Origin of the sequence: Acinetobacter sp. Ac_5812 (assembly GCF_013072695.1) — a bacterium.
GTDB lineage: Bacteria > Pseudomonadota > Gammaproteobacteria > Pseudomonadales > Moraxellaceae > Acinetobacter.
Genome location: NZ_LXUK01000005.1, coordinates 230,793 through 250,726 on the forward strand (window position 1 = coordinate 230,793; position 19,934 = coordinate 250,726).

15 protein-coding genes are annotated in these 19,934 nt (G+C 40.7%); 12 read left to right on the forward strand and 3 right to left on the reverse strand.

The genetic code is table 11. The features are described from left to right. Positions 1 to 453 precede the first annotated feature (453 nt). From kdpA to A7P55_RS04560, 5 genes are read left to right on the forward strand one after another with little or no spacing between them, the layout of a single operon-like run. Positions 454 to 2,151 (forward strand): potassium-transporting ATPase subunit KdpA, encoded by a 1,698-nt coding sequence (kdpA, locus tag A7P55_RS04540; protein ID WP_216077967.1) that lies wholly within the window; start codon positions 454 to 456, stop codon positions 2,149 to 2,151. Between the two features lie 16 nt (positions 2,152 to 2,167). Beyond that, a complete protein-coding gene (kdpB, locus tag A7P55_RS04545) occupies positions 2,168 to 4,180 on the forward strand; it encodes a potassium-transporting ATPase subunit KdpB (RefSeq protein ID WP_171551248.1) in 2,013 nt (670 codons plus the stop codon). Between the two features lie 9 nt (positions 4,181 to 4,189). After that, positions 4,190 to 4,825 carry a potassium-transporting ATPase subunit KdpC gene (kdpC, locus tag A7P55_RS04550; protein WP_171551249.1) on the forward strand — a complete coding sequence of 212 codons (636 nt, stop codon included), beginning with the start codon at positions 4,190 to 4,192 and terminating at the stop codon, positions 4,823 to 4,825. 12 nt (positions 4,826 to 4,837) lie between these two features. After that, entirely contained in the window at positions 4,838 to 7,492 is a 2,655-nt protein-coding gene (locus A7P55_RS04555) for a sensor histidine kinase KdpD (protein ID WP_171551250.1), read from the forward strand. A 10-nt stretch (positions 7,493 to 7,502) separates the two neighbouring features. After that, on the forward strand, positions 7,503 to 8,201 hold the full coding sequence (locus A7P55_RS04560) for a response regulator transcription factor (protein WP_171551251.1): 699 nt from the start codon (positions 7,503 to 7,505) through the stop codon (positions 8,199 to 8,201). A gap of 29 nt (positions 8,202 to 8,230) precedes the next feature. On the opposite strand, the gene A7P55_RS04565 is transcribed toward A7P55_RS04560, so the two are convergent. After that, on the reverse strand, positions 8,231 to 9,856 hold the full coding sequence (locus tag A7P55_RS04565; protein WP_171551252.1) for a long-chain fatty acid--CoA ligase: 1,626 nt from the start codon (positions 9,854 to 9,856) through the stop codon (positions 8,231 to 8,233). A gap of 465 nt (positions 9,857 to 10,321) precedes the next feature. On the opposite strand from A7P55_RS04565, the gene A7P55_RS04570 reads away from it, so the two are divergent. Genes A7P55_RS04570 through A7P55_RS04580 form a run of 3 tightly spaced genes read left to right on the forward strand, consistent with a single transcriptional unit; the run spans position 10,322 to position 12,053 of the window. Continuing rightward, complete coding sequence (locus tag A7P55_RS04570; RefSeq protein ID WP_171551253.1) at positions 10,322 to 10,993, forward strand: CsgG/HfaB family protein; 672 nt, start codon at positions 10,322 to 10,324, stop codon at positions 10,991 to 10,993. Positions 10,994 to 11,010: 17 nt separating this feature from the next. After that, on the forward strand, positions 11,011 to 11,379 hold the full coding sequence (locus A7P55_RS04575; protein WP_171551254.1) for a DUF4810 domain-containing protein: 369 nt from the start codon (positions 11,011 to 11,013) through the stop codon (positions 11,377 to 11,379). After that, complete coding sequence (locus tag A7P55_RS04580; protein ID WP_171551255.1) at positions 11,376 to 12,053, forward strand: GNA1162 family protein; 678 nt, start codon at positions 11,376 to 11,378, stop codon at positions 12,051 to 12,053. Before A7P55_RS04575 ends, A7P55_RS04580 begins: the two co-directional genes overlap by 4 nt. A gap of 55 nt (positions 12,054 to 12,108) precedes the next feature. On the opposite strand, the gene A7P55_RS04585 is transcribed toward A7P55_RS04580, so the two are convergent. Continuing rightward, positions 12,109 to 13,569 (reverse strand): coniferyl aldehyde dehydrogenase, encoded by a 1,461-nt coding sequence (locus tag A7P55_RS04585; protein ID WP_171551256.1) that lies wholly within the window; start codon positions 13,567 to 13,569, stop codon positions 12,109 to 12,111. A 131-nt stretch (positions 13,570 to 13,700) separates the two neighbouring features. On the opposite strand from A7P55_RS04585, the gene A7P55_RS04590 reads away from it, so the two are divergent. From A7P55_RS04590 to A7P55_RS04605, 4 genes are all read left to right on the forward strand, one after another. Further along, on the forward strand, positions 13,701 to 14,771 hold the full coding sequence (locus tag A7P55_RS04590; protein WP_171551257.1) for an AraC family transcriptional regulator: 1,071 nt from the start codon (positions 13,701 to 13,703) through the stop codon (positions 14,769 to 14,771). Positions 14,772 to 15,252: 481 nt separating this feature from the next. Beyond that, the gene (locus A7P55_RS04595; protein ID WP_004652284.1) at positions 15,253 to 16,590 is read left to right on the forward strand and encodes a CitMHS family transporter; all 1,338 of its coding nucleotides are present in this window, start codon (positions 15,253 to 15,255) and stop codon (positions 16,588 to 16,590) included. Positions 16,591 to 16,732: 142 nt separating this feature from the next. Continuing rightward, positions 16,733 to 17,842, forward strand: coding sequence for a porin (locus A7P55_RS04600; protein WP_171551258.1), 1,110 nt, complete (start codon positions 16,733 to 16,735; stop codon positions 17,840 to 17,842). Positions 17,843 to 18,055: 213 nt separating this feature from the next. Next, complete coding sequence (locus A7P55_RS04605; protein ID WP_171551259.1) at positions 18,056 to 18,616, forward strand: undecaprenyl-diphosphatase; 561 nt, start codon at positions 18,056 to 18,058, stop codon at positions 18,614 to 18,616. 56 nt (positions 18,617 to 18,672) lie between these two features. Here the strand turns inward: A7P55_RS04605 and A7P55_RS04610 are convergent, their stop codons facing one another. Continuing rightward, complete coding sequence (locus A7P55_RS04610) at positions 18,673 to 19,917, reverse strand: HmuY family protein (RefSeq protein ID WP_171551260.1); 1,245 nt, start codon at positions 19,915 to 19,917, stop codon at positions 18,673 to 18,675. Positions 19,918 to 19,934: the final 17 nt, after the last annotated feature.

Consider the following 19,934-nt stretch of genomic DNA (forward strand, 5'->3'; position numbering starts at 1 on the left):
TTAAGAAGCTATGATTTGACAACAAAAAAGTTATCGATCGTGATTGGCTATAACTTCATGTAACAAAAATACCATAATTAAAATAAGAGTAAATGTTCTAAATGAACTAAGCAGTACGCTAGATTAGATGAAAATGGATAAAAATAAATCTTAAAAAATTTATATACATATGTGTTTTTATTTGTAAAATAATGATAAATATAAATTATTATTTTAAAATAATAATCGTTCTTTTTTGCATTTTTCCCCAAAAAGTTTTTTATTTGGTCAAAGATTTTTTGTAAAAAATGAGATTTATTTCTCCATATTTTCTTTTTAGGTAAAAATTTCAGCGCATTAGAACACCGTTGAATAATTTTACGCAGAATTTACGTCTACTGGTTTTTTCAATATAGAGAATTTACGTCCTTCATTTCCATACTAAAGCTGACCTATTTTTAAATGGCATATGCTATGTGGGAATTTATCTCTGTATTTGTCCTTTCATTACTGCTGGCTTATCCGCTAGGTGCTTATCTTGCAGATGTGATGCAAGCAAAGCCAATGAAAAGTGACGTGTTGTTTAAATGGATTGAGCAACCAATTTATGCGGTGTTAGGGGTTAAGCGTAGTGGAATGAGTTGGCGGCAATATTTAACAGCATTTGTACTCGGTAATATTTTACTGCTCGCTGCAAGCGTCACTATTTTAATGACTCAAGCATGGTTACCACTCAACCCAGATCATATCCCGAATATGAATTGGGATCTGGCTTTACATACCACCATTTCATTTCTGACCAATACCAACCAGCAACATTATTCAGGACAGGCTCAACTGTCTTATCTATCGCAAATGACAGTGATTGTTGGATTGCAATATTTGTCTCCAATTATTGGGCTGGCTTTATTAGTGGCAATGTTAAGGGCTTTATTCCTGCAATCACGTCAAGAAGAAGATTCAGATCAAAAGAATTGGAATCATATTAATCTAGGTAATTATTGGATGGATATCATTCGACCATTATTTAGATTCTTTATTCCATTAGGTCTTATTTTTTCTTTGCTGCTTACTTTTCAAGGTGTTCCAGCAACATTATCTGCTGGTCCAACCGCACAGGTCTTGGATCAAACCGTAGAGCTTAAAACCCAACATATTCCACTGGGTCCAGTCGCGCCCATGGTGGCGATTAAACAACTGGGGAGCAATGGTGGAGGGTGGTATGGCCCAAACAGTAGTGTGCCTTTAGAGAATCCAACCCCCTTATCCAATGTGATTGAGATGCTCGCGATCTTACTGATTCCTCTATCAGTCGTGTTTATGATTGGTCGCTTTATTCAACGTAAGAAATTGATGTGGATGATTTTTGGCACCATGCTATTCATGTCATTGGCTTCAACCTCATTAGCGTTGTGGACTGAAAAATCTTCGTTGATTCCAAACACGGCATTGATGGAGGGGAAAGAGCTTCGTTTCGGTGCGGATGCATCTGCATTATGGGGAAGTTTGACCACGCAAGTGAATAACGGTTCGGTCAATATGATGCATGACTCTGCCTCACCACTGACAGGATTGGTTGAGCTGTGCAATATGTTGATCAATGCCATTTGGGGCGGGATCGGTTGTGGCTTATTGCAGTTCTTTATTTACCTGTTCTTGGCTGTATTTATTGCAGGTCTGATGACGGGACGTACCCCTGAGTTGTTCGGCCGAAAAATTGAAGTGACTGAAATTAAGTTGTTAGCACTGGTGATTGTATTACAGCCTGTGGTGATTCTGGGCTTAACTGCGATTGCCATTGCATTTCCATCGATTACAGGGAATTCAAATCCAGCCTTCCATGGTATTAGCCAAGTGTTTTATGAGTATGTCTCTGCTTATGCCAACAATGGTTCAGGTTTTGAAGGTTTAGGCGATAACACCTTATGGTGGAATCTGAGCGCCAGTATCGCTTTATTGGCAGGCCGTTACAGCGTCTTGATCATCCCTGTGTTAATTGCAGTCAGTTTGGCAACCAAGCCTCAAGCAGCCGAAAGTAAAGGTTCTTTACATATTGAGTCACCGACATTTGCACTGACCTTGATCGGGATCGTGTTGATTCTCACCTTATTGCAATTCATGCCAGTGTTGGTGATCGGACCAATTGCTGACTACTTGTCTATAAAAGTTTAAGTGTGGAGCAAGCACAATGAAACATTCAAATGCGACACAACAGATGGATATATTGAATAAAGAAATTATTCAACAAACATTTTATAAACTATTACCGCAATATGCATTTAAAAATCCAGTGATGGCCTGTGTCTGGGTGGGCACAATCTTAACAATTGTCGCAACCTTGATGGGGAGTACCAGCTTCGGTTTTGGTCTGCTGTTGAGTCTGATCTTATTGGTGACGGTCTTATTCGCTAATTATGCAGAAGCGGTTGCAGAAGCCAAAGGCCGTGGACAAGCCGCGTCATTGCGTCAGGCACGTGAAAACTTAACCGCAAATCGTATCCTCGATTTAAATGCGGTACCCAATACGATTTCTGCCAATCTACTTAAAAAAGATGATTTCGTCATTGTTAAAGCGGGTGAGATTGTCCCTGCGGATGGTGAGATTATTCAGGGCTTTGCGACCATCAATGAATCAGCCGTTACCGGAGAGTCTGCGCCCGTATTACGTGAAGCTCATACCGATCGTTCAGGCGTGATTGGCGGCACCAAGGTTTTGTCAGATGAAATTATTATTCGGGTCAGTAATGAAGCAGGTCATAGTTTCCTGGACCGCATGATTGCCTTAGTTGAAGGTGCCAATCGCCAAAAAACGCCGAATGAGGTCGCACTGAGTATCCTGCTCAATATCATGACCATTACCTTTATTGTGGTGGTGGCAAGCTTACCCTTTATTGGTTCAATGGTTGGGATCAAAATCAGTATCGTCTTGCTGATTGCACTGTTGGTATGTTTGATTCCAACCACGATTGGGGGCTTGTTGCCTGCAATTGGGATCGCAGGGATGAACCGTGCGCTCAAAGCCAATGTCTTGGCTAAATCGGGGAAAGCGGTTGAAGTTGCCGGTGATATTGATGTGTTGCTGTTGGACAAAACTGGCACGATTACCTATGGAGATCGCCAAGCGACAGCTTTTTATCCATTGGCTGGCGTGAGTCCAACTGAATTACGCCAAGCGGCAATGCTGACTTCTTTTGCCGATCCAACCCCTGAAGGTAAATCCGTAGTGAGTTTAGGTAAAGAAATGGGCGAGAGCATCCATGAACCTCAAGATGCTGAATTCATCCAGTTTAGTGCGTCGACACGTTTATCTGGGGTGGACTTGGTCACAGGACAAAAGATTCGAAAAGGTGCCGTGGACGCGATTCTTCAATTTACCAATCAACAGATCAAAGACAATGTCGAACTGAAAACTCGTGTCGAACAAGTAGCTTCTAAAGGTGCAACCCCTTTAGTCGTGTCTTCGAATCACAGTATTTTAGGGGTGATTGAACTTTCGGATGTGATTAAGCAAGGGATTAAAGAACGCTTTGCGCTGTTACGTGAGATGGGTATTAAGACCATTATGGTTACAGGCGACAATCCGTTGACTGCAGCAGCGATTGCAGCAGAAGCGGGGGTGGATGACTACATTGCAGAAGCCAAACCTGAAGATAAATTGGCTTGTATCCGTAAAGAACAAGCTGCTGGTAAATTGGTGGCGATGGTGGGTGACGGAACCAATGATGCGCCAGCTCTGGCACAGGCGGACATTGGCTTAGCCATGAACTCAGGCACCCAAGCTGCCAAGGAAGCAGGCAATATGGTGGACTTGGACTCTGATCCAACCAAACTGCTGGATGTCGTAGAAATTGGGAAGCAACAATTGATTACCCGTGGCGCCTTAACCACCTTTTCTTTGGCAAATGATGTATCCAAGTACTTTGTGATCTTACCTGCACTGTTTGCAGTGGCAATTCCACAACTTGGGGTGTTGAATATTCTGCAACTCAGTAGTCCGAGCAGTGCAGTAATTTCAGCATTGATTTTTAATGCACTGATTATTCCGATGTTGATCCCATTGGCTTTAAGAGGAGTGCAATTCAAACCCGCCAGTGCTTTGCAATTGTTACGCCGTAATATGCTGATTTACGGTGTAGGTGGGGTGATCTTTCCGTTTATCGCGATTAAGTTAATTGACCTTGTTGTGTCTTTATGGATTTAGGAGTGAGAAATGAATACTTTATTGAATCATCAGCAATTGAATCAACAGGACTTGGCATTATCGGTTCAAGGACATTCAGTTCTACGCCCAAGTCTTGGTCTGATAGCCGTGGGTTTCTTAATTGCAGGGGTGCTGTATTCTACGGCTAGTGTTTCTATTGCACAGCTACTCTTTCCTGTGCAAGCCAATGGCAGTTTAATCGAACTGGATGGCAGAATTGTTGGTTCTCGTTTGGTGGGGCAAAATTTTGTCGGTGAACGATATTTCCATGGCCGCCCCAGTGCGGTAAGTTACAATGTTGATGGGATGGCGGGAAGTAATTTAGCGGTTTCTAATCCTGACTTACAAAAACAAATTAAGGAAAGAACCGTGCAATTTGCCCAGAATAATCATATTTCAGAGCAACAAGTGCCGAACGATATGGTGACCGCATCAGGCAGTGGGATTGATCCTGATATTTCACCTGAGAGTGCATTATTACAAGTGAAACGGGTGGCACAACAACGCCATTTAGCAGAGCAGCAATTGCGAGATTTAGTGCAACAACAGATTCAGCCTGCTCAGTTTAATCTCTATGGGCAAGCACGAGTCAACGTTCTGGAGCTGAATTTGGCATTAGATCAATTGTCATCGAACACACGTTAATAGAGCGCACTTATGCAGATTGACCGTAATCATAAAGCAGATGCATGGCTTGCACATAGCCAGCGTGAACAGTCTGGACGTTTGACCATTTTCTTGGGTGCAGCACCTGGCGTAGGCAAAACCTATGCCATGCTGACCCGAGCGCATGAACTGATGCAACAAGGGCAGCATGTGATGGTCGGGGTGGTCGAAACCCACGGTCGATCTGATACCGAGCGTTTGATTCAAGGACTCAATGTTATTCCAAGAAAGGCAGTGGAGTATCAAGGCCGTATTTTGGAAGAGATGGATCTTGATCAAATTCTTAAATTAAAGCCTGAAATTGTGTTAGTGGATGAACTCGCACACCGCAATGTTCCGAGTAGCAGGCATGAATATCGCTGGCAAGATGTGAATGAGTTATTAGATGCGGGTATTGATGTTTATAGCACTTTAAACATTCAACATTTGGAAAGCCTGAATGATGTGGTTTATCAAATTACAGGGATTCGAGTCAGTGAAACAGTTCCCGATGCGTTATTAAAACGCTTGAAAGACATTCGTCTAGTTGATTTGCCTGTACCTGAGTTATTAGAACGCATGAATCATGGCAAAATTTATTTAGCCGATGTTGCACCCCATGCGCTACAGGGATTTTTTAAGCCGGCACATTTAACCGCTTTACGGGATTTAGCGATTCAAACTGTTGCAGGGCAGGTTGAAATTGATTATCGGGAAAAGTTTGTTGCACAAGGGCAGATTATCCCGATTCAAAATCATGTGATGTTAGCGATTGATGGATCAGAGTTTTCTGAAGATCTGGTACGGCGAGCACATCGTATTGCAGAAAGACGCAATGCAATGTGGAGTGTAATCTCGATTCAAAAGAGCCAGAAAACCACAACACAAACCTTAGCCGTGACCAAAGCATTCAACTTGGCACGTAAGCTGGGTGCCGATACTTATTTGTTGCATAGCAATCATATTGCATCGACCATTTTACAGGCAGCCTATGATTATGGTGCGTCCAATATTTTACTCGGTAAAAGTCCTAAAAAATCACTCTGGCAGCGTCTATTTTCAGACCATATTGCTGATCAACTTTTGGAAAAACAGCATCCATTTGAGATCACTTTTGTTCAACCCTTAAAAGCTAAAAACAATAATAATGAGGCTAAGCCACAGACAGACAGGGCTTATTTTTCTTGGTTAGAACAAGGCTTGTCATTTAACCCACGAGAGATGATCGAAAGTATTTTGATTGTTCTATTGGGATTGATTGCGGCAACTGTGAGTGATCATTTTATTGGTTATAGCGAACTGGCCTTAATCTTTGTGGTCACCGTGCTTATCGTCGCGATGCGAGCAAGGATGTTCATCACGATTATAAGTGTCGTGATTTGTTTCTTGCTCTATAACTATTTCTTTATTGAACCACGATTTACGCTTCGAATTAGTGCTGAACGTGGGGTGATCACCATCATCATCTTTATCATTTCGGCATTGTTGGTTGGTCGTTTAGCCAATCAATTACGTGCTCAGGTTCTGAGTTTACGTGCTGCCAACTCAGTGTCTTTACAAATGCAGGAGTTGGAGCGGAAGCTATCTAGCTGTGTGGATATTGAACAGGTTTTAAATATTGCCAAACAACATTTAGAGAGTTGTTTAAATGCAACGGTGTGGTTGAGAATTGGCACACAGGAATTAGGCGATAGCAGTTTGTTGAATGAAAAAGATCAAATTGCGGCCAATTGGACCCAGAAAAATGCCAAGCCTTGTGGGCGTTTTACCAATACGCTAACCCAATCCGAATGGTGGTTTAATCCACTGAATCTGGTGGGAGGCTATGGGGTGATCGCACTTCGATTTAATCAAAAAACAGAAACAATCAGTTTTGAGCAGCAACGGTTGGCCGAACTGATGATGGATGATATTGCACAAACCACGTCACGGGTACAGTTGTCTTTACAGTTAGAAAACTCCCGTGTGGTAGCAGAAACTGAAAAATTACGTTCGGCATTATTGTCATCTGTCTCTCATGATTTACGTTCACCCTTGGCTGCAATGATCGGATCAGCAGATAGTCTGAAATACTATGGTGAGCAGATGCCAGCAGAGGATCGTGAAAGTTTATTGGACACCATTCATGTTGAAGGTGAACGCTTGGATCGTTATATTCAAAATCTGCTAGATATGACCCGATTAGGTCATCAGGGTTTGAGTCTAAGTCGTGACTGGATTGGTGTAGAAGAGCTGATCGGATCGGCAACACAGCGACTGAAGCGCTATCAGCCCAAGATTAATATTGACGTTACAATGACAGATGACTTGCCACAATTGTTTGTGCATCCTGCCTTGATTGAGCAGGCCATTTTTAATGTGCTGGAAAATGCAGCCAAATTTTCACCTGATGATGTGCCGATTGAGGTCAGGATTTATCAAGCAGATCAGTTCCTACAAATTGATATTATGGATCAAGGCGTCGGAATCCCTGAAGATGAGCGAGAGCAAATTTTTGATATGTTCTATACCATGCAACGTGGTGATCGGGGCAAAACGGGAACGGGTTTAGGCCTTGCTATTGTTAAAGCCATTATTGGGGCGCATATGGGCAGTATCGAAGCACTCGCAGGAACATATGGTCAGGGCACCTTAATTAGAATACGATTACCACTTCATCAGGATTAAAACCACTGTTATGCCGCAATCATTTAACTCACCAGCGTCAATTCTGATTATTGATGATGAGCCACAAATTCGGAAATTTCTGGATATTGCTTTGCGTGCACAGGGCTATCAGGTGCATGTCGCTGAAAATGGTATGAAAGGGTTGGAGGCGTTGGCGACACGTGGCGCTGATCTGTTGATTCTAGATCTGGGTTTACCCGATATGGAAGGGCAAGAGGTTTTAACAGAATTGCGCCAATGGTCAGACATTCCTGTCATCGTCTTGTCGGCACGTCCAGATGAAAATCAAAAAATTAAACTGTTAGATGCGGGTGCCAATGATTATGTCACCAAGCCTTTTAGCATTCAGGAGTTATGTGCCCGTATTCGCGTCATGTTCCGCAATAAGCCGCAACAAGTAGAGCATCATCTGATCTTTAATGATGGACAGCTTTGGATTGATGTAGCTGAACATGCAGCCAAACTGGCAGATGAAGACATCGCTTTAACTAAAAAAGAATTTCAGTTGTTGGCCCTGTTGATTCGTCATCAAGGCAAAATCGTGACGCAAAAACAAATCATGACTGAGTTATGGGGGATTAGTCATGAAGAGGATACCCACTATCTTAGAATCTTAGTAAAAAAACTCAGAACTAAAATAGGGGATTCCGCAGTGACACCTAAGTACATTTTCACCATTGCGGGTGTAGGGCTACGCTTTGGTGAATAGTGAAATCATTTGGTCGCTGTATTCAGCCATTAGGATTTTAGTAAAAAATCCCCATATTCTGCACGTAGCTCGGCCTTCACAATTTTCCCTGTTCCATTGATAGGCAGAGCATCAACAAAAATCACGGCATCTGGAACCTGCCAAGATGCGATTTTATCGGCGAAGTATGTAAGCAAGTCTTCTTCGGTTAAAGAAGCATGTTCTTGTTTTACCGCAATTAGAATTGGACGTTCATCCCATTTGGGATGGCGTGCCGCAATTGCTGCAGCCATACGAATTTCAGGATGGCCCACTGCAATATTCTCTATTTCAACAGATGAAATCCATTCACCGCCTGATTTGATTAAATCTTTGGCACGATCACGGATGGTCATGTAACCATCAGAATCAATGCTTGCGATATCACCAGTATCAAACCAACCATCTGAAGTCAGAGAACTTTTTTCTTGATTAAAATAGTGATCAACGACCCATGGACCACGAACTTGTAGCTTTCCTTGTGTATGCCCATCATTTGCGAGTGGTGTTATGCTATTTTCATCAACAATACGTAGCTCTATACCAAAAGGTGGACGACCTTGGCTTTGGCGCAATTTCTCAAGCTCCGTCGGATTTAACGAGGCATGTTTTGCTTTGGGTTGATTGGCTGTACCCAATGGACTTATTTCTGACATTCCCCATGCATGAATCGTGTCACAATGATAAGTGTCTCTAAATTCACGGATGATAGAGGGTGGACAGGTTGCACCACCAACAACATTACGCTGCATACTTTCTAAGCTGCTGCCTATTTTTTTAGCAGCAACCAATAAGCCCTGCCAAATGGTTGGAACACCCAAGGCCACGGTAACTTTATAATCATCAATTAAACGAACCAGGCTATCACCATCTAAATGTGGTCCAGGCAGAATGAGAGAACTCCCGACCATTGCTGCTGCATAGGGAATGCCCCATGCATTGACATGGAACATAGGCACTACTGGCATGACAATATCTCGAGCAGAAATATTTAACGAGTCGGGGAGTGCAATGGCCATACTATGCAGTAAGGTCGAACGATGGCTATATAACACACCTTTGGGATTTCCAGTCGTGCCGGAGGTATAACATAAGGAGCTCGGTGTTTCTTCTTTGAATTGTGGCCAATCAAATTCTACCGATTGATCTTGAATTAACGCATCATAAAAAATAACGTTTGGAAGTGCGCTGGCAACGCTTTCATCATAGGCGCTTAAACAGATAAATTTTTCAACTGAAGGAACTTGATCCTTAATTGCACTGATTAATGGCAAAAATGTAAGGTCGAAGAAAATAACTTTATCTTGGGCATCATTAATAATGAAGGTCAACTGTTCTAGAAATAATCGAGGGTTAATGGTGTGACAAACATAACCACATCCGGAAATGGCATACCATGATTCTAAGTGACGGCGGTTATTCCATGCGATTGTGGCAATACGATCACCCTCTGTTAAATTAAACGCCTTGAAAGCATTTGCTAAGCGTTTACTATTCTGCTGGATGTGTTTCCAATCCGTTGTGCTGAGCTGGCCGTCAACTTCACGTGAAAAAATGGCAGTATCTGCATGGTATTTTGCTGCATGCTCAATTAAGTTACTAATCAATAAATCCTGATGTATCATGTTTCCAAACATTTTTTATCCTTTTTTGTGGGTTGATTTGTTCAATTAAGAGGTGAACATGAGCTTGATGTCTTACTGTTTCTAGTTACTAGTTGAAATAAAATAATATTGAATAGGCAAATTTAGGGCGAATGATCTATCTAGAGATGTAGCACAGCTTGGGTATGGTGAGAACTTGAGGTGTAGCAAAATGAAAGTAGCATTGAGAAAAATAGTGGTCAATATGAAAGCAAATTTTATTCATATTAAAACTCTAATGATCATTTTATCTGATTGAGCCAAGGACTAAGGGGGATTCTCGGTTATTCCTGTATATTGAACGATAATCATGTACTTATAATGTGCAATATTTATGAGGCTGTTAAATAAATTTTATTATAATTAATAATGGTTTAGTGTATTGATGGCGATAAGCTGTTTTCAGTTTTTTAGTATATACTGGTGAGACTTTTTTATATCTTGCTTATTTGAGTCAAAATGAAAAAATTATTAGCGGTGACAGTATTTAGTACTTTCGGCTTAATGGCCTGCTCAACCACAGAAACATCCAAATCCATTCAAAGCCCGCAAGTGACGGCAGCTGTTCAACAGATTAAATATAACGGGATGAAAGTACCTGTTTCGATTGGTAAGTTTGATAATCGTTCTAGTTATATGAGAGGTATCTTCTCTGACAATGTGGATCGCCTTGGTGGACAGGCGAAAACTATTTTAGAAACGCATCTACAGCAAACGGGTTATTTCTCAGTTCTAAATCGCGATAATTTGTCTGAACTTAAACAAGAAGTGGGATTTAGCAACAACACTCAAAGCATTAAAGGTGCACGCTATGTGATTACTGGCGATGTGTCTGAATTTGGTCGCAAAGAAGTGGGTGATCAACAATTATTTGGAATTTTGGGACGCGGTAAACAGCAAATTGCATATGCCAAAGTGAACTTGAATATTGTCGATGTAAAAACCTCAGAGATTGTACATTCAGTACAAGGTGCGGGTGAGTATGCATTGGGTGCGCGTGAAGTACTTGGTTTTGGTTCTACGGCCTCTTATGACTCAACCTTGAATGGTAAGGTGCTTGATCTAGCGGTACGCGAAGCAGTCAACAATTTGGTGACTGATATTCAGAATAATCGTTGGACTGCGCAATAAGACTGGATCGTCCTAAAATGAAAAACATTGTTTGCACCAGTCTGATCAGCATCGGATTGGTCGGTTGTGCTGCTGGACCTCAACCTTTATATAGTTGGGGCTCTTATACACAGCAGACCTATCTGATGTATAACCAACCAGAAAAAGCCACACCGAGTGCACAAATCATTAAGCTAGAAGCGGAAATTGAAAGAGCCAAAGCGAAGAATCTGGGTGTTCCACCAGGCTTATATGCACATCTAGGATTGTTATCTTTACAAGTGAATAATGCACAAAAAGCCGTGGAATATTTTCAACTGGAACGACAGGTTTATCCTGAATCTACGGTATTAATGAATCGTTTATTGCAGAAGATGAATGCCAATGGAGGAATTGCAAAGCCATGATCAAGGCATTTTTAGTTTCAAACCTTGTGCTTGCAGGCATACTGGTTACCGGCTGTGCATCATCCCCAACGGTAAATAAAGATATGACGGCCTATAAACAGCATATGCCGAAATCTATTCTGGTGTTACCGCCAGTCAATGATTCCCCAGATGTGAAGGCAACTTATAGTTATTGGCCAACCGTGATTACACCCGTTGCTGAAGCAGGTTATTACGTCTTTCCGATTTCTGTGGTCGACTCGATGTTTAAAGAGAACGGCGTGACCAATGGGCATGATGCGCAAAGCATTTCGCCGCAGAAATTACAGGAAATCTTTGGGGCTGATGCCGCACTCTATATTCGAATTAAAGAATATGGTTCCCAGTATCAAGTGATCCAAAGTGTTGCAACCGTCAGTGTAGAAGCAAAATTGGTTGATTTAAACAGCAATGAGACGCTTTGGACGGGTGAGAAAAAGGCAGTTCAATCCAGCAATAGTGGCAACAATGACTTATTCACTGCGTTGGTTGGGGCATTGGTTGAACAAATTGCGGGGAGCTTAAATGATCGGGCTTATCCTTTGGCATCGGTGGTGAATACGCAACTCTTTACGCCGACACAGCATAACCCTGGTTTAGGTTTACTCTATGGACCTCGTTCACCGAAATACCAACAAGATGGTGTAGTGAAATAACTTAGTGAGCAAGACCATAAAAAAGCCTCTTGATGAGGCTTTTTATTCTTAAAGCTTATTTGATATTTGGATCACCTTGTTTCAAGAAGAAACGTAAGGCGAGTTTCTGTACCCAAGTACCGTATGGCGGATAGAACAACTGCGTTGGGAAGAAGCGATGACGCGCAAACACGGTTTTTGCATGAGAAAGCTCTCGAAAACCTTCTTCGCCATGATAGGTGCCCATGCCAGAGTTACCAATACCACCGAATGGCGCATCATGGTTGACCACATGCCAGCCCCAATCATTCAAGGTCACGCCACCAGAGTGGGTTTGTTTTAAGACATAATCACGTTCATTGGCATCGTGAGTAAAGAGGTATAAAGCCAATGGTCGTTCACCTGCATGAATATAATCAATTGCGCCATCCACTGTACCGTAAGCAACCACTGGTAAAACTGGGCCAAATAACTCTTCTTTAAGAATCCGCATATCTGCTGTGCAATTCAGTACGATATGTACAGGCATGCGACGCGCATCTTGGTCACGATCATATTCACCACAGGCAATGATTTGAGCGCCTTTGGCTTTGGCATCATCTAAGATATCAAGCAACCGTTTTAGGTGACGATCATTGACAATCGAAGTGTAGTTGGAGTTTTGGCTGATATTATTGCCATACATCGCAGTGAAATTCGCTTGGCATTCTGCAACGAATTGATCCACTTTTTCTTTTGGTACCAGTGCATAGTCGGGTGCAACGCAGATCTGACCACAGTTGGTCGCTTTACCGTGTAAAACGCGTTTTGCAGCATCAGCCAGTGGATAATGACGGCTGACTAAAGCAGGGGATTTACCACCAAGTTCTAAGGTGACTGGGGTTAAATTATCTGCTGCCGCACGCATAACGACGCGACCAATTGCTGGCGAACCTGTAAATACAATATGGTTGAAGGGTAGCGAAGTGAATTGGGCTGGGTCAAGGATTTCCTCGCCAAAAACAGCAACCTCATCTTCACTGAAAATCTCAGCCAACATTCGTCGTACCACAGCATTGGTGGCAGGCGTGACTTCAGGTAACTTGATCATCACCCGATTTCCTGCTGCAATTGCGGCAATTAATGGCCCTAAGGCCAAATAAACAGGGAAGTTCCACGGAACAATGACACCTACTACACCTTTAGGCTGGTATTGCACACGTAGGCGATTCGATAAAAATAGCAATTCAGTGCTACGTTTACTTGGTCGCATCCAACGTCTTAAATGACGAATTGCATGTTCTGCTTCAAGTACTGAACCGAGCAAATCAAGCAGTTTTGATTCATCGACTGAGCGTGAACTAAAGTCGGTATTAATTGCAGACGCAATCACATCTTGATAACGAATAATTTGTTTTTTTATTTGCAATAATTTGGTACGTCGATCATCGAGATCTGGATAGGGTTGAGCATCAAAAGCAGCACGTTGTTGATTAAACACCGAATACATATGTTCGGTTGCAGGATCACTGAATTGTTGTGAAGTTGAAAGTGTCATTGTTGCTCCTTTCATGCTTATTAGTAGAATAGACTTTATGATTGATGAGATTTGTAGTCGATGTTAAATTGAGACAACAAAAGGTAATTTAGTGCCATTATGCATCATCACTCAAGGGATGAGGTGAAAAAATGCGTAAACAGGATGTGAGCCCGATGCTGATTGAAGCGCGTTATGATCAAAACCAATTGGGTCATGGTACGCCGATTTTAGGTCTAACCAGTCTGCTGGAAGCCATGCAACAACAAGGTTATCGCTTGGATGAGGTTTTGGCGGGCACTGGAATTTCTCAAGATGCACTGAATAGTGCGGCTTCTCATATTTCCCCCTATCAAAAATTACAACTTTTTCAAACGATTCAGCGTTTATCTAAAGATCCGCTGATTGGCATGCGGGCTGGGCAAAAACAGCGGCTATCAGACTTTGGGGTTTATGGTTATGCACTGTCTTCCTCTCGTAATTTCCAACAAGCGGTAGAGTTTGGGATTCGTCATATCAAACTCGCGGCACCCGTACTCAAGAAAACTTTTTCGATTCAAAAGCAAGTTGCCATTTTTGAAGGTCATGAAATTATTGCGCTGGGTCAATTGTTACCTTTGGTGTGTGAGTTTTGGTTTAGTTCAATGCAAACCCTGATTGAATGTGTATTAGAGGCACCATTTCAAGCGAAAAAACTGTTACTGCCTTATCCAGCACCTGACTATGCAGATGAATATGAAAAAGTATTTCGCTGTCCTGTGCAATTCGATGCAGAGGTGATGCAGTGGCATTTTGATCTTGATTGGCTAGAGAAGCCGTGCCCGAATGCCAATCCGATTACTGCGGATATGTGTCAGTCTTTTTGCGAAAGGATGTTGGGGAGCGATGATGATGAACAAGAACCCGATTTAGTCAGAACAATCCGTCTGATCTTATTAGATGCGGTTGGCAGTTTTCCAAGCGCACAAGAGATTGCAGATCAATTGCATTTATCCAAGCGGACTTTATACCGCCGTTTGTCAGATGCGGAAGTTAGTTATCAAGAGATCTTAGACAGTACCAGAAGACGACTTGCAGATGAATATTTGGCAACAAGTTTGAGCATTGATGAAATCGCAGAACGCTTAGGGTTTTCGGATACCTCAAATTTTAGGAAAGCCTATCGTAATTGGGTTGGGATTTCACCAAATGAATATCGAGCGGATAAAAATAGGATATTTTAGTTTAAAAAATAGCTTTTATTCTCAAAATATGAATTTTTTAATTTAATTTTAATATCGCGCGATAATAATGATTATTATAATTGTTGAAATGCTCATAAACAGATCTTTATTTTAAATATAATAGAAGTTTTATAAATTAATGATATTTGTTTTAATTATTATTTAATTAAATATGTTATTTTTTAATCAAAAAATGCACCATAATATTGCATTGAGTTTTTAAATATATAGTATTTTGATTACTTATTCTTCAGGTTTTTCGATCGATTGATCTATATCTTTTAATAAAAAAATATTAATAATTATGGTCTTATATTAAAAAGTATATTTGTATACTTTTAAGGTATTTTTCATGTGAATGGCTGTGTTCGCTATATAATTAAATTAAATGAATTACCTAAAGTTAAATCGCATAGAATCTGTGCTGGATTAGGGTAGGCCTACCCATTAAAAAAACTTATTATGCTAAGGATTGCATTCAATGCTGACTTTTTTAGGTATCAGCATGATCATGTGCTTTATGTATTTGATCATGTCAAAACGTCTCAGTGCATTAGTTGCATTAATTTTAATCCCATTCATATTCGCTATTATCGCTTGGGGCTTAGGTTTTTATTTTGACAGCTTAAGTCATATTCAATTGGCCGAACTTGGCAATACCATGTTAGAGGGTATTAAAAAGCTCGCACCAACAGGCGTCATGCTTCTTTTCGCTATTTTATATTTTGCCTTAATGATTGATTCTGGGCTATTTGACCCTTCGGTAAGATGGATTTTAAAGAAAGTAAAAGGCGATCCATTAAAAATCACTTTGGGTACAGTTTTTCTCACATTATTGGTCTCTTTAGATGGTGATGGTTCAACCACATATATGATTTGTGTGGCAGCAATGATGCCGCTTTATAAACGAGTCGGTATGAATCCACTGATCATGACCTGCTTGATGTTGCTTTGTAGTGGTGTGATGAACTTGACGCCATGGGGCGGACCAACAGCCCGTGCTGCAAGTGCATTACAAGTTGACGCCAGTGAAGTCTTCATTCCAATGATCCCATCAATGATTGTGGCCGCTGCTTGGTTATTCTTCTTGGCTTATCTGTATGGCATGTATGAACGCAAACGTTTAGGCGTGATTGAACTGGTCGATATTAGCCATGCAGATGATATTTCGATTTCAAAAGATCCAGAAGCGCAACGTCCACATTTACGCTGGTTTAACGGTATTTTGACCTTAGTCTTGATGGCGTCTTTGGTAAAAGGGATTTTACCAATGTCGATCTTATTTATGCTGGGTTTCTGTATTGCATTGGTGGTGAACTATCCGTGTGTCAACATGCAGAAAAAGCGTATCGCCATGCATGCAGACAGTGTCTTAGCGGTAGTGGGTGTAATCTTTGCTGCGGGTGTTTTTACAGGGATTTTATCCGGCACAGGTATGGTTGAGGCCATGTCTAAAGGTTTCGTTGCGGTGATTCCACCGAGTTTGGGACCTTATCTAGCGCCAATTACGGGCGTATTGAGTATGCCTTTAACCTTCTTTATGTCGAATGATGCCTTTTATTTTGGTGTTCTACCGATTTTGGCAGAAGCAGCATCACACTATGGCATTGCACCCGTTGAAATCGCACGTGCGTCGATTATTGGACAACCGATTCATTTATTATCGCCGTTGGTTCCTTCAACCTACTTACTCTGTGGTTTGGCTGCGGTAGAAATGGGTGATCATCAGAAATTCACGTTGAAATGGGCATTTATTACTTGCTGCGTGTTGATGGGCAGTGCCTTAATATTTGGTGTATTTCCATTTTATAATATGTAAATCAAATTGTTATAATGCTTTTATATTCATGAGAATATAAAAGCATACTTATTTACGCATTCCCACTTAATTCTAAATTTTGCTTGAAACACAGCGAAATAGAGATTTCTTACACTTTTTTTAGATGGTTAGGAACATAACAATGAAGATGAAAATTGCACTCGCAACGATGATGAGTATTGCGACCTGTTCTGTGTTTGCAGCACCAAAATTTTATGGAGAGATTGATGCAAGTATTGATTATCTACCAGAAAAAAATGCAAATTCGGCAGATCATGATGTTTGGAAAGTAAATAGTAATAGTTCGTTTGTTGGAATTAAAGGCGAAGAAAAATTAACCGAAAATTTGAGTGCGGTTTATTTAGCAGAATGGGCATTTTATGCGGATGGTGACAGAACTGATTGGTCGCAACGTAATCGTTTTGTCGGGTTAAAAGATGATCGTTTTGGTACAGTCAAAATAGGTAAACATAATACGCCGTTAAAAGATTTATCCAGTCCTGTTGATAGTTTTAATAACTATATTAGTAATAAAGCAGATATCACGGGGATTATGACGGGTGAAAACCGTGTCAATAATGCGGTGGTGTATGATTCTCCTGAAATTGCGTTGAATGGCGGTAATCTGGAAGCAAGTATTTTGCTTGCAACAGGGGAAAGCCGTGGAATTGAAGATGACAAACGTGGTGGAGTGAATACTGCAGGGCGTGGCTTAGGGGATGCATGGTCTGCATCACTCAGTTATAGCCATCCTGTATTTTTGGTTGGGGTTGGTTATGACAAAGCCATTCCAAGTGATTTCTTGGGGCATGGTTTATTGAACGCAGCACAGACTGAAACGCAAGTGGATGAAGTATTTGCTGCAGCGAATACGGTACGTGTGATTGGTCGTTTAACACCAATTGAAGGCCTAGCGCTGAAAACGCTTTATCAAACTTCAAAGGTCGCTGATAAAAAAGGGAATGATGACGCTGCAATCAATATTGATGATTCACAAGGCTGGCTCATTGGTGCGGAATACAAATTACCGAATCAGTCAAAATGGATGTTGAAAGCACAATATAGTCAAAACAGTACCAGCTTTAAAAGCAATGAGGCTGATTTCGATGCCAAGCAATTATTGCTTGGGACAGACTATTCATTTAACAAACAAGTGAAAGTCTATGGTTATGCTGGGTACTCAACATTCGAGCAAGCAAGTGCCAAAGACAAGCAACCGATTGCGGGGACTGGGCTAGAATTTAAGTTCTAAATTTCAGTGAATTAACGTCAATAAATAGGATAAATTTGTCCTATTTATTGATGATTTTATTTGAATTATTCTACTCAGTGATTAAACAATGCTTGACTTAATTCCTTTTGGAATATGTGAATAATAAAGTATAAAAATTATTAATAATTTCTTCATTATTATCCTGTATATTGAGCGCATTGATCTTCATGGATAGTGTGGATAGAAAAGGAAATGATTTTTAAAGATTTAAATATCTCTTTGTTTAATAGTATAAATTCTTTTGCAAAGGAGCATACCGCATTAGACAAGGCCGCAATTTTTTTAGCGGAGGATTTAAATACGGTACTGATCAGTTTTCTGGTATTTTTATTGGTTATCCAATGGAAAACATATCATCTTTTATTTGCCAAAACTTTAGTGATTGTGCTGTTTTCTTTACTGCTCAGTGACATCATTGAATTCTTTTATCATCATCCTCGCCCATTTCAAATCGACTTAGGTCATAAGTTAATTGGCCATGGTTCAACTTCATCCTTCCCAAGTCAACATACCATCACGGTTGTGATCATTGGATTTTCTTATTGGATGGCCGGTTTTAAAAAGATTGGTGTAATTGGGTTATTGTGTGCTGTGATCGTCGGCCTATCGAGAGTTTTTGTTGGTGTTCACTTCCCATTTGATGTGATTGGTTCTTTTGTGATTGGTTTTATGCTAGTGGTATCAGTCAATTATGCACTGAAAGAGTTGGCAATTAGAATTAGACGTATAAAGCCAGTTCAATTGATTGATTGATATCTGGCCTGAATGAATTTTTAAAAAAAACGGAGCATTGCTCCGTTTTTTATGGCTTATTTGGCCGGTTGGATATCTAGCTCAAAAGTCCATGTGGTTGCACTTGAAGCATTACTTGGATCTGCATATTTGACATCTTTCAGATGTAGACGTGCATAGCTATTGCCTGTATTACCACGAATAAGAGATGCGGCTTCAGGATTTGCTTTAAGCATATGCGCTTTTAAACCAACTGGTGCAGCTAAGGTATCACTTGAATAGTAATTATACCAGCCATAGTTAAGTGGTTCTCTACCGTATGCGCCTTTATAGGCTGGATTGAGTAATGACTTAACACCATTATTCGTCCAACTATTTACTTGTTTTACTGTTGTTGGTACTTCTTTAAGTTCAGCTAAAGTATCTACAAAAACCGTGGCTGATTTAAATTTATTGATAATCGGTTTACTATCTGCATCATAAAAACCAGTAGGCTGTAAACCAATAGTACTGCCAATATTTGTATTGGTTTGGACATTATAGCGATTGAAAGCAACTTGCCATGAATTCGTTGCGGCATTTGTTGCAACACCTGATTTTAGATCTAAATAGGCCCAACCATTTGTTGCATCAACATTCTCAATGGTTTTAACAACATCTGGGTATCGTGTATCGATATAGCGAATACTGATATAACCTGATGCACCTGATTGATTATAATAATTATAAATTTGTACGGCATATACAGGTTTATCTTCTGTGCCTATTGTAGCTTTATTGCTCGTATCTGTGGTAACAAAATAGATTTTAAAATTTGGTGACATACGATGATCGCCAAACAAATTATATTCTAAAAAGCTATAACCTGTTGTTGCGGTAAATCCATTGCTATATGCATCTTGAGACCATGCCGATGCAGGAATCGCATCATTTCCTTGTTTATTTGCATCAATTAGCTTGGATAAGTTAGCCCACGTTGCATCAAATGGTGAATAAAGAACAGCTGCTTTACCATTCCCACTTGCACCCCCATTACTCGAAAAAGTTGGTGTGCCACGATTCATTACTGCTTTGATATCCCAATCCGTACCAGAGCAGTTAACTGCTTGTTGAAGATCAATATCATAGCATTGGGCTTCAGTAGTATTTCCTTGAAAAGACCATTCTTTAGCTTTGACTGTAAAGAGATCTGTCTGTGTTGTAGGGGGATTGGTTGAGCCACCATTATTTGAAGATGAGCCATCACTTCCACCACCACAGGCGATGAGCAGGGTACTTAAAGTACTTAGGGCAAATAATTTAGCTAAATTTAAATGTGACATTATTGAGTGATCCTTTA